The organism is Streptomyces aurantiacus (assembly GCF_001418335.1).
Taxonomy (GTDB): domain Bacteria; phylum Actinomycetota; class Actinomycetes; order Streptomycetales; family Streptomycetaceae; genus Streptomyces; species Streptomyces aurantiacus.
In genome coordinates this window covers 1-14,464 of record NZ_LIPP01000418.1, presented here as the reverse complement: position 1 = coordinate 14,464, position 14,464 = coordinate 1, and the positions used below count along the sequence as shown (strand labels likewise).

Here is a 14,464-nt window from a genome sequence, read left to right as displayed (position 1 = left end):
CTGCGGAACGCCTGCCCACAGACCCACCGACTCGGCCTACTTCTCGGTTACCCCCGCCGAGTCGAACGTCGCCACCTCGTGCATCGCCCTTGCCGCGCTCTGGACCACCGGGAGGGCCAGGAGAGCGCCCGTGCCTTCGCCCAGGCGCAGGTCGAGGTCGACCAGCGGGCGCAGGCCCAGCTTGTTGAGGGCGGCCACATGGCCGGGCTCGGCGCTGCGGTGGCCGGCGATGCAGGCCGCGAGGACCTCGGGGGCGACCGCGCGGGCGACCAGTGCGGCGGCGCCGGCACTGACGCCGTCCAGGATCACCGGCGTACGCAGTGAGGCGCCGCCGAGGAGGAGGCCCACCATCGCGGCGTGCTCAAGCCCGCCGATGGCCGCCAGGACGCCGATCGGGTCGGCCGGGTCCGGCTGGTGGAGCTCCAGTGCGCGGCGTACCACCTCGGTCTTGCGGGCCAGCATCTCGTCGTTGATGCCGGTGCCGCGGCCGGTGACCTCGGCCGGGTCGCTGCCGGTGTAGACGGAGATCAGGGCGGCCGACGCGGTGGTGTTCGCGATGCCCATCTCACCCGTGATCAGCGCCTTGTTCCCGGCCGCCACCAGGTCGCGGGCGGTCTCGATGCCCACCTCGATGGCCGCCCTGACCTCCTCGCGGGTCAGCGCGGGACCGGTCGTCATGTCGGCCGTGCCCGCCCGGACCTTGCGCGGCAGCAGGCCCGGCGTCGCGGGCAGGTCGGAGGCCACGCCCACGTCGATGACGCAGACCTCGGCGCCGACCTGCGCCGCGAAGGCGTTGCAGACCGCGCCGCCGCCGAGGATGTTGGCCACCATCTGGCCCGTGACCTCCTGCGGCCACGGGGTGACGCCCTGGGCGTGTACGCCGTGGTCGCCCGCGAAGATCGCGACGGCGGCCGGTTCCGGGATCGGGGGCGGGCACATCCGGGAGAGACCGGAGAGCTGCGCGGAGATGATCTCCAGCATGCCGAGCGCCCCGGCCGGCTTGGTCATGCGCTTCTGGCGCTCCCACGCCTCGCCGAGCGCCTTGGCGTCCAGCGGGCGGATGTTGGTGATCGTCTCGGCGAGCAGGTCGTGCGGCTCCTCGCCGGGCAGGGCGCGACGGCCGTACGTCTCCTCGTGGACGACCCAGGACAGCGGGCGGCGCTTGGACCAGCCCGCCTGCATCAGCTCGGGCTCCTCCGGGAACTCGTCGACGTATCCGACGCAGAGGTAGGCGACGACCTCCAGGTGCTCGGGCAGGCCGAGGCCGCGGACCATCTCCCGCTCGTCGAAGAAGCTGACCCAGCCCACGCCCAGGCCCTCGGCGCGGGCCGCGAGCCACAGGTTCTCGACGGCGAGCGCGGAGGAATACGGGGCCATCTGCGGCTGGGTGTGGCGGCCGAGGGTGTGCCGGCCGCCCCGGGTCGGGTCGGCGGTGACGACGATGTTCACCGGGGTGTCGAGGATGGCCTCGATCTTCAGTTCCTTGAACTGCTTCGCGCGGCCCTTGGGGAGCGACTTGGCGTACGCCTCACGCTGGCGCGCGGCCAGTTCGTGCATCGAGCGCCGGGTCTCGGCCGAGCGGATGACGACGAAGTCCCAGGGCTGGGAGTGGCCGACGGACGGCGCCGTGTGGGCCGCCTCCAGGACGCGGAGCAGCACGTCGTGCGGGATGGGGTCGCTGCGGAAGCCGTTGCGGATGTCGCGGCGTTCGCGCATCACGCGCAGGACGGCCTCGCGCTCGGCGTCGTCGTAGCCGGGCGCGGCGGGGCCGGTGGACTCCCGCGTCCGCGCCACGGCTGCCGCGCTCTCTTCCTCGTCGGCGGCTGCCCGGGTGTCCAGTTCTGCCGCCTGCTGCGCGGCCACGGGCTCCGGCTCCGGACTGCCGTCCTCGACGGACGTCCCCGGTACCGGGATTGCCCCGGCCTCGGGAACCGGCTCGGGCCCCCGGGGGGCGGGCAGCACGAAAAGGGGCTCCTCTTCGGGCGCGGTGCCGGTGTCGATGCCGACGCCGGTGTCAATGCCGGTGTCGGGCTCCGGTTCGGGCGCGGGCTGCTCGACGACGGGCGCCGCGGCCGGGTCCACCGTCACCGTCTCTTCGGGGGCCTGCTCGGCCCGCTCCTCCGGAAGGGGCGGCACGGTCGTGCCCTGCGGCGGGGTGGGAGCCAGGTGCGGGGTGGTCGGAACCACGCCCTCGACCGGTACGAACCGGCCGACGGGCTGCTCGGGCTGCGGGAGCACGTCCTGGAGCGGAGCCGCCTCGCCGTGGGACTCGTTCCCGGGGGCGTGGCCGACATGCGGCTCGGGTGCCTCCGGTGCCTCGGATACCTGGGCGTGCGCGGCGGTGCCGGTCTGCACCGCCTGTGCCCCGTGGGGGTCCGCGGCGCTCTGGACGGCCTCCTCCGCAAGCCCGTTGGGCACGTTGGGCTCTGCGGACAGCGGGGCCTCGGTGGCGTCCTGGACGCCCTGGACCTGGACCGCCTCCGCGAAGACGGGGTCCGCTTCCACCGGCTGCGGCTGCACCTGCGGCGGCGGCTCGTGGGACGGTCCTGCGGGCTGTCCCGGCTCGGCGAACGGGACGGGCGTGTCCTGGACCTGCGATTCCGGGGCCTCGGGGACCTCGTACACCTCGGGCGCGGGCTGCTGAGCGTGCGCGAACTCCGGGACGGACTGGGCGAACTCGGGGCCCTGGCCGCCTTCCGGGGCCTGCGGGAACAGCGAACCGTCGGCGAGCTGGGGGGCCTGCGCGTAGTCCTGCACCAGGACGGCTTCCGGAACCTGGACGACTTCCGCGGCTTGGGCGATGTCGGTCGGCTGGTTGACCGGCTGGTCGGTCGGCTGATCGGGCGGCTGAACCGCGTCCGGCTGCGGAGGAACGTACGCGTCCTCGGGAACCGGCACCGCCTCCGGAGCCTGCCCGGACTCGACCGGCTCCATGACGGCCTGGGCGTGCGGGGCAGGCGGGGCGTCGGGCACCTGGCCGGCGCCCGGGGTGTCCTGCGGTTGCGGAGGCCCGGCCGGCTGCTCCGCCACCGCTCCCCCGGCCGACTCCTGCGGAGCGGGGGCACCCTGGCCCCCGGCGAGCGATCCGTCCCCCGCGTCGGGCGCCTGGGCGACCGGCACGGACTCCGCGGCCACCGGGCCGCCCGCAGGCACTCCCGCGCCCTCCGGGAAGACCGATTCTGCAGCCACGCCCTCGGAAGCGACCTGCGCCACCGGAGGCGCGACTTGGACCTGGACCTGCGCCTGGGCTCCCCAGGGCGCCGCGCCCTGCAACGCGATCTCGTCCCGCGGCACATCGAGGTACTCGGGACCCGACGTCGGCGGACCGGCCTGCCGTACGGGGGTCGGGGTGGCCGACGCTCCCGCCGGACCGCGGTCGGCGAGCGAACGCACCGGGCTGCCGGCGCCGTCCGGGGTCGGCGGGCCGAGGTGCAGCGGGCGACGGGCGACGGGCGGCTGCGGCGCGGGTGAGGACATCCGGACGGCGCTGAGGTCGACCGAACCGCTGTCGCGGCCCGCCGTCTCGTGCGGACCGGGCTCGTGGACTGCCTCCACTACAGGCGCCGGGGCCGGCGGGGCCACTTCGTTGCCCCACGCCCCCTGGGCGCCCGGCAACAGCAGCAGGTCTTCGTCTTCGGTGGTGGGCTCGGAGAGGTAGGTGTACGCACCGGGGGCGGGGACGCCCGGCTGCTCCACCATGCCTGCGTTCTCCGGCAGTCCCTCGCCCGGGACCTGGCCGGTGTCGGTCATGCGTACCCCTCGCCCATCGGTTTAGTGCTCCTACGACCTGCTCGACCGGGGCGGCGCACCGACCGCCCGTCATCAGTAACGAGCACACGGGCCGGGCGGCACGAACGACCGGTCGACAAAGTCATTTACTGGCATTGTCGCGGTCGGCCCGCCACCGCGACAGGGTGATCCGTCACGGCCCGCTGTGGACTGCGCCACTTTGCGCGTCCTCCGGTTCTGCCGTACCACACACACGCCAAAATGGGTGTGTTTTGCGGGCATTGACCGGCGAAATACCGGACAAGCCGCATGCGGTACAACGATCGGCCAGCCTACCGCGCGCGGTACGACAACACGATCACAGGGCGCGGTCGGGCAGTGACCCCGCCCGCCGGTGACCGGCCCGCCTCAGCGAGGCCCTTCGCGCCGCCCCAGCTCTCCCGAGAGCAGGAACGCGACGCTCCGCTCCTTCTCCGTCCAGGCGCGGGTGTCCAGTTCGACGGACTGCAGGAGAGCGCACTCGACCCGGTAGCCGTGCTCCGTCAGGTCCCTGCCGATGAGTTCGGCGGCGTCGCGTGTCGCGGCGTGCGTGACGATGCGCTCGGGGCGCCGGTCGGCGACGGCGGAGACCACCGCGGCGCCGCCGCCGCCGACCCGTACGACGTCCGGTTCGGGGAGGTTTTCGAGGATGTACGGCGCGGTGCCGTGGGTGATCTGGAGCTGGACGCCGAAACGGCGGGCGGTGGCCATGGTGCGGGCGCAGGCGTCCGGGTCGCGGTCGACGGCGAGCACGGCGGCGCCGCAGCGCGCGGCCTCCGTGGCGAAGGCGCCGCTGCCGGAGCCGATGTCCCAGACGAGGTCGCCGATACGCGGCCCCAGGCGGGCGAGTTGGGCGGCGCGCAGCACGTCGGTCTCGCCCTCGCCGAGTTCGCCGCCGTACACGTCGCCGGGCAGTGCCCAGCCGCGCGGCCCGGTGCCCGGGTCGCGTCCGGCGATCCAGCCGCCGCCCTCGGAGGACGCGACCGGGCCGCCCAGGACGATGACGACGTTCGGGTCGCGCCAGGTGTGGTCGGCGACCTTGTCGGAGGTGAGGACGGTGACCCGCTCGTGCTCGGTGCCGAGTTCCTCGCAGATCACGAAGGTGCGGTGGACTCCGTCGAGGAGCAGACCCAGTTCGGCGGGTCCGGCGCCCGGGGAGGTGAGGACGGCGACCTTGGTGTGGGCGCGGCACACATTCACCGCGCGGCGCAGGGTGCGCCGGTGTGCGACGACCACCTGTGCGTCGTCCCAGGGCATGCCGGCGCGGGCGAAGGCGGCGGCCACGGACGAGACCGCGGGGACGACTTCGACCTCCAGGCCGAACTCGGGGTCGCGCAGGGTGCGTACGACTCCGAAGAAGCCGGGGTCGCCGCCGGCCAGGACGACGGCGGTGCCGCGGTGGGCCGCGATGCGGCGGGCCGCGAGGGCGACGCTGCCGAGCCGGACGCGCTCGGCGGCCGCGGGTACCTCGGGGAGAACCAGGTGATGTCCCGCGCCGGCCACCAGTGTGGCGGCGCCGAGAGCGGAGCGCGCCGCGTCGGTCAGCGGCGAGCCGTCACAACCGATCACCGTGACCCGGTCGGCCATCGTCGTCAGTCTCCTGGAGTCTTCGCAGGTCTTCGGGTGGGCGTGGGGCCGCCAGGCAGGCGTACGGAGCGTCGTGAGCGTATCTCGTGACGCCCGAGGGTTCGGGTAGGGGCTCAGGTGGGGATTCGGGTGAGGGGCGATCGGAGTGTGAGTCGGGGGGCGGGAGGTCCCCTCGGTCGAATTCCGGTCGGACCGGTTCAGTTCCAGTCGGAGTACGAGGTGAAACCGCCGGTGTCGGCGAGCTGTTCCGCGATGCCCTCGATGTCCTCGGGAAGCAGGCCCCACACGATGAAGTCGGTGCGCAGGTCTTCCCAACGCCCGTCCTCCGTGCGGGTGCGCGCTATGCAGGCACCTCTCAGGACGCCCTCGCTGATGCAGCCGATCTTCTGCGCGACCTGCTGGGAGGCGGTGTTGTCCGCGGCGGTGCGCAGCTCCAGGCGCTCGAACTTCTGGTCGTTGAAGAGCCATTGGGCGGTGGCGAGCGACGCCTCGGACGCGTAGCCCTCGCCGCGGGCCCAGGGGGCGGTGATGTACGAGAGCTCCGTGGAGCGGACATGCCAATCCGTACGGCTCAGCCGGATGATGCCGACCAGTCGCTGGGTGAGGAACTCGATGACGACGAGGTCGAGTCCGCGGCCCGAGGTGCGCGTCGAGGGCGCGTACTCGTCGACCCAGGTACGTGCGGCGGCCTCGGTGAACGGCTGCGGCACGGATGTCCAGGCCGCCACCTGCTCGTCGTTCATCATTTCCGTGAAGGCAGGAATGTCCTCGTCCTCAAGAGGGCGCAGCACCAACCGCTCCGTGTTCAGGGAGATGTCGGGGAAGGTGTTCGTCATGCGCCGCTCCGTAACCATCAGGGACCGTCGGGCCTGCTGAACTGCCCAGCATGCAGCATGCAAGCGCCGAACCGCACCACAGGACCGGGTCCTTGTCGACTCGTCGACACCGTGATGCGGCGGAAACGGCGTCAGCCGGAGGTGACGGGCAGCACCGACCCCTGGTACTTGTCCTCGATGAACTTCCGCACCTCGGCGGAGGTCAGGAGCTTGGCGAGCTTCTCGATCCGGGGGTCGTCCTCGTTGCCCTTCTTCACGGCGAGGAGGTTCGCGTACGGGTTGTTCTTCGCGGACTCCAGCAGGATGGCGTCGTCGGCCGGGCTGAGGCCCGCGTCCTGGGCGTAGTTGTTGTTGATGACCGCGGCGGCCACGTCGTCCAGGGAGCGCGGCAGTTGGGCCGGTTCGAGCTCCTTGAACTCCAGGTTCTTCGGGTTCTTCGCGATGTCCGCGGGGGACGCGGTCGCGCCGGCGCCCTCCTTGAGCGTGATGACGCCCTCGGAGGCGAGGAGCCGCAGGGCACGGCCCTCGTTCGTGGTGTCGTTGGGTACCGCGACGGTGGCTCCGTCGGGGAGTTCGGTGACGCCCTGGACCTTCTTCGAGTACACGCCCATGGGCGGGAGGTACGCGTCCACGACCGGGACCAGGTCGGTGCCCTTGGACTTGTTGAAGTCGTCCAGGTAGGGCTCGTTCTGGTACAGGTTCGCGTCGAGGGAGCCCTCCTGGAGCGCGGTGTTCGGCAGGACGTAGTCCGTGAACTCCTGGATCTCCAGGTCGAGTCCGTTCTTCGCGGCGAGGTCCTTCTTGATGTACGCGAGGACCTCGCCGGCCGGGACGGCGGTGGCGCCGACGACGAGGGTGCCGTCCACACCTCCGCCGCCGGAGCCCTCGTCCTGCGCGCCACAGGCGGTCAGGGCCAGGCCGAGGGAGAGTGCGGCGGCCGCCGCGGGGATGACGGGCTTGCGCATCGTCGGCCTTCCTCAGGGTGGTTCGGAGCGGTCAGAACGACGCGAGGACGGAGCCGGCGTACTTGTCCTCGATGAACTTCTTGACCTCGGAGGAGGTCAGGAGCTTGGCGAGCTTCTTGACGCGCGGATCGTCCTCGTTGCCCTTCTTGACGGCGAGGAAGTTGCCGTACTGGCTGTGGTCGGCGGACTCCAGGACGAGGGCGTCGTCGGCAGGCTTGAGGTCGGACTCGATGGCGTAGTTGCCGTTGATCACGGCGGCGTCGACGTCGTCGAGGGAGCGCGGGGTCTGGGCCGCCTCCAGCTCCTTGAACTTGAGGTCCTTCGGGTTCTTGGCGATGTCCTTGGGGGTCGCGTCGTTGCCCGCGCCGTCCTTGAGCGTGATGATCCCGTTGGCGTCGAGGAGCTTGAGCGCCCGCGTCTCGTTGGCCGTGTCGTTCGGGATGGCGACCGTCGCGCCGCTCTTCAGCTCGCCGACCTTCTTGATCTTGCTGGAGTAGAGGCCGAGCGGCTCCAGGTGCACCGTGACGACGGGCACGATGTGGGTGCCGTTCTTCTTGTTGAAGTCGTCGAGGTACGGCTGGTTCTGGAAGTAGTTGGCGCCGACCGAGCCGTCCTCGGTCGCGGTGTTCGGCAGGACGTAGTCCGTGAACTCCTGGACCTGGAGATCGAGTCCCGCGTCCTTCGCCAGGTTGTCCTTCACATAGGTGAGGATCTCGGCGTGCGGAACCGGGCTGGCGGCGACGATCAGCGGGCCGCTGGTGTCGGAGGCGGCGTCCTTGTCCGAGCCGCAGGCCGTGAGGCCCAGGGTGAGGGCTCCGGCGGCGAGGACAGCGGTGGTGATCTTTGCGGCGTTACGCACGAAAAGTGCCTTTCCATTTGGGCTGGGTGACCCCGCGGAGGGTGTGCGGGGGCGTCTGCGGTGGGGTGGAAGTGGTGTGCGGCGGAACTCAGGCGACCTTGCCAATGTCCGTCGCCGGTGCCTCGGCGGAGCCGTCCATGGAGCCCGGCCCCGCCGACGCCTGGGAACCGGCGTTCGCCGGGGCCCTGCTCTTCAGCAGCCTGAGTCGCGGAGCGGCCCCCGACCGGCCACCGCGCCGGTGCAGCCCGCGCGCGGCGTAGTCGCCGACGAACTGGATGAGGGAGATGACCACGGCGAGGATGCCGACCGTGATCCACATCAGTTCGGTCTCGAAGCGCTGGTAGCCGTAGCGGATGGCGATGTCGCCGAGGCCGCCCGCTCCGACCGTGCCGGCCATCGCGGAGTAGCCGATGAGGGCGACGATCGTCGTCGTGGTGCTGGCGATCAGCGACGGAAGCGACTCGGGTACGAGCACCTTGCGGACCACGGTCCAGGTGTTGCCGCCCATCGACTGCACGGCCTCGACGAGCCCGCCGTCCACTTCCCGGACGGCCGTCTCGACCAGGCGCGCGAAGAACGGGATGGCTCCGATCGCGAGCGGCACGATGGCGGCCTCGCGGCCGATGGTGGTGCCGGTGATCGACCGGGTGAAGCCCATCAGCGCGACCATCAGGATGATGAACGGCATCGAGCGGGCGATGTTCACGACCTGCCCGATGACCTTGTTCAGCACGGTGTTCTGCAGCAGGCCGCCCCGGTCCGTGAGGACCAGCAGGACGCCCAGCGGCAGACCGCCGACGACGGCGATGAGCGTCGACCAGCCGACCATGTAGAGGGTGTCCCAACACGCCTGCTCCAGCAGCGGCTGCATCTCGGACCAGGTCACTTGGCACCTTCCTTCGCCGGCACGGACGCCTGGGCGGCTTTGTCGGCGGCTGCGGTGTCGGCGGCTGCTGTGTCGGCGGCTGCTTCGACGAGGTCGAGCTGCAGGCCGCGCTCGCGCAGGAACCCGATCGGCACGACGTTCTCCTCGTACCGTCCGGGCAGTTCGATGCGCATGCGGCCGACCTGCTTGCCGGCGACGGTGTCCATCGCGGCGCCGAGGATCGAGATGTCGATGTTGTACGTGCGGGCGAGCTGCGAGATGACCGGCTGGGTCGCGGCGTCGCCCTGGAAGGTGACGTCGACGACCGTGCGGTCGTCGGCGGAGGCGTCGCCGCTCACCGGGAAGAGCGCGGCGGCCAGCTCGGAACCGGGGGTGGCGAGCAGCTCGGTGACGGTGCCGGACTCGACGATCCGCCCGTTCTCCATGAGCGCGGCGGAGTCGCAGACGGTCTTGACGACGTCCATCTCGTGCGTGATGAGCAGGACGGTCAGGCCCAGCTGGCGGTTCAGGTCGCGCAGCAGGTGGAGGATGGAGCGGGTCGTCTCGGGGTCCAGGGCGCTGGTCGCCTCGTCCGAGAGGAGCACCTTCGGGTCCCCCGCCAGGGCGCGGGCGATGCCGACGCGCTGCTTCTGGCCGCCGGAGAGCTGGGCCGGGTAGGCCTTGGCCTTGTCGGTGAGGCCGACGAGGTCGAGGAGTTCCAGCGCCTTGCGGGACCGCTCCTTGCCCGACTTCCCGAGGATCTCCAGCGGCAGCTCGACGTTGTCCTGGACGGTCCGCGAGGACAGCAGGTTGAAGTGCTGGAAGATCATGCCGATGTTGCTGCGCGCCTTGCGCAGCTCCCGGCCGGCGCGCGGGCCGCGCCCGGCGAGTGCCGTCAGGTCCTGTCCGGCGACGGTCACGGTGCCGGCGGTGGGGCGCTCCAGCAGGTTGACGCAGCGGATGAGGGAGGACTTGCCGGCGCCCGACTGTCCGATGACGCCGTACACCTCGCCTTCGCGGACGTGCAGATCGACGCCGTCCAGGGCGGTGATCTCATGGCCGCGTGCGCGGTGAGCCCGATAGACCTTCGTCAGGCCTGTTGTCGTGATCACTGGGGTTTCCGTCACTGTCGAGTGCAGGGCGTGGGTGTGCGCCGGGCACGGGTGCATTCGGTCGAACGCGGCACGGTCGTCCACGCGGTGGCGTCGAGAACCGGGCTTCGGCAGAACTGCGTGCGCGGGGCAGGCTCAGTCGCGTACGAAAGGGACGTACGTACGGGCAGACATGAGCGATCTCGCTTCGGGGCGCGAGGCTGTGGTGGTGCGGGGGCCCTCTAGAAGGCGCACATTCGACACATACAGCGAGCACCGGGCGTCATGGTCGCCTCGGTCGCAAGGATGCGGCTGCTCGTCGTGGTCATGAGAAAATTAAAGCAGACGTATGCGTGTGACGGGGAACCGCTGTCCGCATGACGGACAGCGGTGGACGCCGCTCAGTTGCCGAAGGAGAGCTCCACTCCCCCGTCCGTGACCAGGGCGGACACGGCCGAGAGGTCCTCGACCACGACGTCCGCGGTCAGCTCGGCGACCCGGTGGGTTGTGGTCAATGCCACGGTGGTCATTCCGGCGGCGCGGCCGGCCTGGAGACCGGCGGGGGCGTCCTCGAAGACGACGCAGCGGGCCGGGTGCACGCCGAGTTGCCGGGCGGCGAGCAGGAACGGCTCGGGGTCGGGCTTGCCGCGTGTGATGTCGTCGGCGGCGATCAGGTTCTTCGGACGGATGCCGACCTCGGCGAGCCGGGCCTCGGCCAGCCGCCGCGTGGCGGAGGTGACGACGGCCCAGCGGTCGGCGGGCAGTGAGTCGAGGAGCGCCTTCGTCCCCGGCAGCAGGCGCACGCCGCCCACGACGTCCTCCACCTCCAGGTGCTCGATGCGCACGACGGCCTCGGCAACCCTGGCGGCCGGCAGCAGGTCGGCGGCTATCTCGGCGGCCGGGCGGCCGTGCAGCTCGACCCGGGCGAACTCCTCGGGGGTGATCCCGTACTCCGCGGCCCACCTGTTCCAGCATCGGTACACCGACTCAAGGGACGAGACGAGTGTTCCGTCGTTGTCGAACAACAGGGCATCGGCTCGGATCTTCATGTCCTCGACCCTACGGGGCACCCCGGGGGCGAGCGCATCAGGTCTTTTGGCCCGTAATAGGGTCGCGGCATGCTTGATGCCCTGACGGTCGCGACGGCCGTCGCCGCGCTCGCACTCGCCGCCTGGTGCGGCTGGGCCGCGTACCGGGACCAGCCGACCAAGGACTGGCACTTCATCGGTATGGCCGTGGTGACCGTGCTCGCGCTCGCCCAGCTCGTGGTCGGCGTCGTCCAGCTGGCCCGCGGCGAGAAGCCGGAGCAGGGCACGACGATCTTCGTGTCCTATCTCGTCGGCGCCTTCGCGTGCGTCCCTGCGGCAGGTTTCATGTCGCTGGCGGAGCGCACCCGCTGGGGTTCGATCACGGTCGCGGCGGGCGGCGTGGTGCTGGCCGTGCTCCAGGTACGGCTCTACGACATCTGGGGAGGCTGAGATGGCGGTACCCGCCGAGGAGCCCGGGAAGATCGAGGGTTCCGGGGAGTCCGAAGCGCCCGGGAAGCCCGCGCGGACGCGGCTCATCAGCGGTCCCGGCATGCTGCTGGTGTGGCTGTACGGCGTAATGGTCGTCGGCGCCGTGTCGCGGTCGGCCGTGCAGATCGCGACGGAGTTCGACAAGGCGCCGCTCGCCTACTCGCTGTCGGCGGTGGCCGGGCTCGTGTACGGCTTCATCACCTACTCGCTCGTACGAGGCGGCGAGAGGGCCCGCAGGGCGGCGCTGGTGTGCTGCGCCGCCGAACTCGCGGGCGTCCTGATCGTCGGCACCTGGACCCTGGCCGACCCCTCCGCCTTCCCCGACGCCACGGTCTGGTCGGACTACGGCATGGGCTACTTGTTCATCCCGGTCCTGCTCCCGATCACGGCGCTGTTCTGGCTACGCAGGGGCCGAACGGCCGTTCCGTAGGGCCCTGTAAGGGGCGCGGGGCTGTGTCGATATGCGGCTCCGCCGCGTGGGCGCGCCCCGCCACGACGGACCCTCAGACGAACAACAACCTACGCGCTGGCCACATACGCCCCCGCGGACGCGTCCTTCGCCAACGTCACCAGACTGAGCCGCTCATCCACCCGCTCCGTCGCCACCGGCTCGTACCCGTGCTTCCGGTACAAGCGCAGGTTGTGCTCGTTGCGATGACCGGTGAAGAGCTGGAAGCTCTTGGCCCCGGCATCCGACGCGAGCCGGGACTCGATCGCGTCGAGGAGCCGTCCGCCCAACCCGTGCCGCTGCATCCGCGGGTGCACGATCAGCTTGTCGATACGGGCCGTGCCGTCACTGTCCACGCGCGCGCGGACCGAGGCCACCACCTCGTCGCCGAGCCTGGCCGCCAGGACCGTGCCCTCCGCCAGCTCCGCCTTGAGGGAGTCGAGGGGCTGGGTGAGGGGCTCGATGCTGTAGTCGCCGTACAGCTCGGCCTCGCTCTGGTAGCAGAGGAACTGCAGTTTGAGGATCTGTTCGGCGTCCTTTTCGGTCGCCGCCGAGATGGTCACGCTCATGCCCATGTGTGCATGCCTCCCGCTCACCTGTTCCGCCGGTTGTCCCTCACTCCTATCCCCGCGGTTCAGACGCCGCAACCTCCACCGTGAGCATTCGGCGCAGACATCCCAGACATCTGGAACGTTCCGGACCGAGACTCCCCTGTGAGATACCCAACTCCCCCGCGATCTCCCGGTAGGTGAGGTCCTTCGGGGACAGCAGAGCCGCCATGAGGCGTGGGCAGCGGCCCGGCAGTCGTCGTACGGCGGAGTGCAGGGCGCGGCGCCGGGCGGCGCGGAGCGCGAGTTGCTCGGGCCCCGGCCGGCTGTCGTCGGCGGGCTCCTCCGACGCGTACGGCCGTTCGATGCTCGCGGTGTGCCCGGCGCGGCGCGCCTCCGACCGGACGGCGCCGCGCACCCAGGCGGCCGGGTCGGCGGGCGGGCCGTCCGTGTCGAGCCGCTCCAGGAGACGCAGCCAGACGGCCTGCTCCAGATCCGCGGGCTCGGCGCCGGAGGCATCTGCCTCAGCCGTGGCCTCGGCGACGAGCAGGGGGCGCAGGGCGGTAACCATGTCGTCGGTCATGTGCGACACGACGCGGCCGCCCCGGCGCGAGGTTGCCGGGGCGGCCGTCCGTCACTCGACCGGGTCCGCGGGCCCGGCTGTTGACTCGCGGTGCCGCGGACGGTTCAGCTCTTCCTGAGGAAGTCCTCGCGGGCCAGGAGGCCGGTGTCCGGGTTATCGGTGAAGACCCCGTCGATACCGGTCGCGAAGTACGTCGCGAAGGCGCCGAAGGCGTCACCGTAGGCGTCCGCGTCGGTGCCCTTTCGGAAGTTCGTGGGCAGGAAGGGGTTCTCGTTGCGCATCGTGTACGGGTGCAGGATCAGGCCCTCGGCGTGCGCGTCCCGGACCAGGGTGGTCGGCGTGGTGAGGTTGCCGGCCGTGTCCTTCGGGATGATCAGGTCGAGGGTCGGTCCGATGCCCTGCGCGTAGGAGGCGATCCACCGCAGGCCCGCGGGCTTGACCAGGTCGGCGGTCGTACGCGGGTCGCCCGTCTCCACGAAGTCCCAGGGGCGGCTGTTCGCGGCGGACAGGAGCACCGCGAGTGGATTGCCCACCAGCTTGTTCAGGCGCTCGATGCTGGTCGGCTCGAAGGACTGCAGGATGACCGGCGAGTTCTTCTTGTCCAGGCCGTGCTTGCGCAGCACCTTGGCGACCCGCTCCTCCAGGCCGAGGCCCAGCTTGCGGAAGTACGTGGGGTGCTTGAGTTCGGGGTAGATCCAGACCTGCTTGCCGCGCTTGCGGCTCTGCTCCGCGCGCCAGCGCAGCACCTCTTCGAAGGTGGGGATCTCCCAGCGGCCGTCGTAGAGCGTGTTGTGCGGGCGGTTGGCCGGGACGCGCTCCTTGGCGCGGAGGGTCTTCAGCTCGGCGAGCGTGAAGTCCTCGGTGAACCAGCCGGTCGTGGAGACGCCGTCGAGGAGCTTGGTGGTCCTGCGGTCCGCGAACTCGGGGTGCGCGGCGACGTCCGTCGTACCGCCGATCTCGGGCTCGTGACGGCACACGAGGTGGCCGTCCTTGGTCGGCACCAGGTCGCCCGCCTCGATGATGTGCGCGCCCAGGTCGAGGGCCAGCTGGTAGGAGCCGAGCGTGTGCTCCGGGCGGTAACCGCTGGCTCCGCGGTGCCCGATGATCGTCGGCTTCGGCAGGCTCTTGTAGTCGCCGCTGTAGTCGCCGCTTCCGTGCTTCTTCTCGTCGGCTCTCGCGGTGGCCGGCAGGCCGAGGACCGTTGCGCCGGCGCCGAGGACGGCGGCGCCGAGCAGGGCGCGCCGTCCTGGGCCGGTCCCGTTCAGACCGTCGTTCGACCCTTGCGTGGCTTGCGTGCCGTGCGTGCCCTGTGTGCCGTGCGTGCTCATGAGCGCTCCTCCGCATACTGCCCTGGACCTGTCAAAGCGGACTGATCGTAGGTGGGGTGGGGTGACGGG

At 71.2% G+C, this 14,464-nt stretch carries 13 protein-coding genes; 2 read left to right on the top strand and 11 right to left on the bottom strand.

The genetic code is table 11. The features are described from left to right. Positions 1-36: 36 nt before the first annotated feature. The 8 genes from cobT to AOK01_RS37395 form a co-directional block, all read right to left on the bottom strand. A complete protein-coding gene (cobT, locus tag AOK01_RS37430) occupies positions 37-3,750 on the bottom strand; it encodes a nicotinate-nucleotide--dimethylbenzimidazole phosphoribosyltransferase (protein WP_055519671.1) in 3,714 nt (1,237 codons plus the stop codon). A gap of 387 nt (positions 3,751-4,137) precedes the next feature. Continuing rightward, entirely contained in the window at positions 4,138-5,355 is a 1,218-nt protein-coding gene (gene cbiE, locus AOK01_RS37425; RefSeq protein WP_055519669.1) for a precorrin-6y C5,15-methyltransferase (decarboxylating) subunit CbiE, read from the bottom strand. Positions 5,356-5,552: 197 nt separating this feature from the next. Next, entirely contained in the window at positions 5,553-6,191 is a 639-nt protein-coding gene (locus AOK01_RS37420; protein ID WP_055519667.1) for a GNAT family N-acetyltransferase, read from the bottom strand. Positions 6,192-6,322: 131 nt separating this feature from the next. Beyond that, entirely contained in the window at positions 6,323-7,156 is an 834-nt protein-coding gene (locus AOK01_RS37415) for a MetQ/NlpA family ABC transporter substrate-binding protein (protein WP_055519664.1), read from the bottom strand. Positions 7,157-7,187: 31 nt separating this feature from the next. Then, a complete protein-coding gene (locus tag AOK01_RS37410) occupies positions 7,188-8,015 on the bottom strand; it encodes a MetQ/NlpA family ABC transporter substrate-binding protein (RefSeq protein WP_055519662.1) in 828 nt (275 codons plus the stop codon). An 88-nt stretch (positions 8,016-8,103) separates the two neighbouring features. Beyond that, on the bottom strand, positions 8,104-8,901 hold the full coding sequence (locus tag AOK01_RS37405; RefSeq protein WP_055519660.1) for a methionine ABC transporter permease: 798 nt from the start codon (positions 8,899-8,901) through the stop codon (positions 8,104-8,106). Further along, complete coding sequence (locus tag AOK01_RS37400; protein WP_079104068.1) at positions 8,898-9,992, bottom strand: methionine ABC transporter ATP-binding protein; 1,095 nt, start codon at positions 9,990-9,992, stop codon at positions 8,898-8,900. The genes AOK01_RS37405 and AOK01_RS37400 overlap by 4 nt, the downstream gene beginning before the upstream one ends. A gap of 380 nt (positions 9,993-10,372) precedes the next feature. Beyond that, positions 10,373-11,020: an HAD family hydrolase gene (locus tag AOK01_RS37395; protein WP_055519658.1), complete on the bottom strand. Its 648-nt coding sequence runs from the start codon at positions 11,018-11,020 to the stop codon at positions 10,373-10,375. A 69-nt stretch (positions 11,021-11,089) separates the two neighbouring features. Here AOK01_RS37395 and AOK01_RS37390 point away from each other — a divergent pair, with 69 nt between their 5' ends. Beyond that, positions 11,090-11,449 (top strand): hypothetical protein, encoded by a 360-nt coding sequence (locus tag AOK01_RS37390; RefSeq protein WP_055519655.1) that lies wholly within the window; start codon positions 11,090-11,092, stop codon positions 11,447-11,449. 100 nt (positions 11,450-11,549) lie between these two features. After that, entirely contained in the window at positions 11,550-11,918 is a 369-nt protein-coding gene (locus AOK01_RS37385) for a hypothetical protein (RefSeq protein WP_055519673.1), read from the top strand. 89 nt (positions 11,919-12,007) lie between these two features. On the opposite strand, the gene AOK01_RS37380 is transcribed toward AOK01_RS37385, so the two are convergent. From AOK01_RS37380 to AOK01_RS37370, 3 genes are all read right to left on the bottom strand, one after another. Beyond that, complete coding sequence (locus tag AOK01_RS37380; RefSeq protein ID WP_055519653.1) at positions 12,008-12,511, bottom strand: GNAT family N-acetyltransferase; 504 nt, start codon at positions 12,509-12,511, stop codon at positions 12,008-12,010. 46 nt (positions 12,512-12,557) lie between these two features. Next, positions 12,558-13,067: a sigma-70 family RNA polymerase sigma factor gene (locus tag AOK01_RS37375; protein ID WP_055519651.1), complete on the bottom strand. Its 510-nt coding sequence runs from the start codon at positions 13,065-13,067 to the stop codon at positions 12,558-12,560. Between the two features lie 104 nt (positions 13,068-13,171). Continuing rightward, positions 13,172-14,395 (bottom strand): glycerophosphodiester phosphodiesterase, encoded by a 1,224-nt coding sequence (locus tag AOK01_RS37370; protein ID WP_055519650.1) that lies wholly within the window; start codon positions 14,393-14,395, stop codon positions 13,172-13,174. Positions 14,396-14,464 lie beyond the last annotated feature (69 nt).

Bases quoted from the DNA above. Each gene is read 5' to 3' on its own strand.
- AOK01_RS37380 (WP_055519653.1), bottom strand. From the start codon at position 12,511: ATGGGCATGAGCGTGACCATCTCGGCGGCGACCGAAAAGGACGCCGAA.
- AOK01_RS37395 (WP_055519658.1), bottom strand. From the start codon at position 11,020: ATGAAGATCCGAGCCGATGCCCTGTTGTTCGACAACGACGGAACACTC.
- AOK01_RS37370 (WP_055519650.1), bottom strand. From the start codon at position 14,395: ATGAGCACGCACGGCACACAGGGCACGCACGGCACGCAAGCCACGCAA.
- AOK01_RS37420 (WP_055519667.1), bottom strand. From the start codon at position 6,191: ATGACGAACACCTTCCCCGACATCTCCCTGAACACGGAGCGGTTGGTG.
- AOK01_RS37390 (WP_055519655.1), top strand. From the start codon at position 11,090: ATGCTTGATGCCCTGACGGTCGCGACGGCCGTCGCCGCGCTCGCACTC.
- AOK01_RS37385 (WP_055519673.1), top strand. From the start codon at position 11,550: ATGCTGCTGGTGTGGCTGTACGGCGTAATGGTCGTCGGCGCCGTGTCG.
- cbiE (WP_055519669.1), bottom strand. From the start codon at position 5,355: ATGGCCGACCGGGTCACGGTGATCGGTTGTGACGGCTCGCCGCTGACC.
- AOK01_RS37415 (WP_055519664.1), bottom strand. From the start codon at position 7,156: ATGCGCAAGCCCGTCATCCCCGCGGCGGCCGCCGCACTCTCCCTCGGC.
- AOK01_RS37375 (WP_055519651.1), bottom strand. From the start codon at position 13,067: ATGACCGACGACATGGTTACCGCCCTGCGCCCCCTGCTCGTCGCCGAG.
- cobT (WP_055519671.1), bottom strand. From the start codon at position 3,750: ATGACCGACACCGGCCAGGTCCCGGGCGAGGGACTGCCGGAGAACGCA.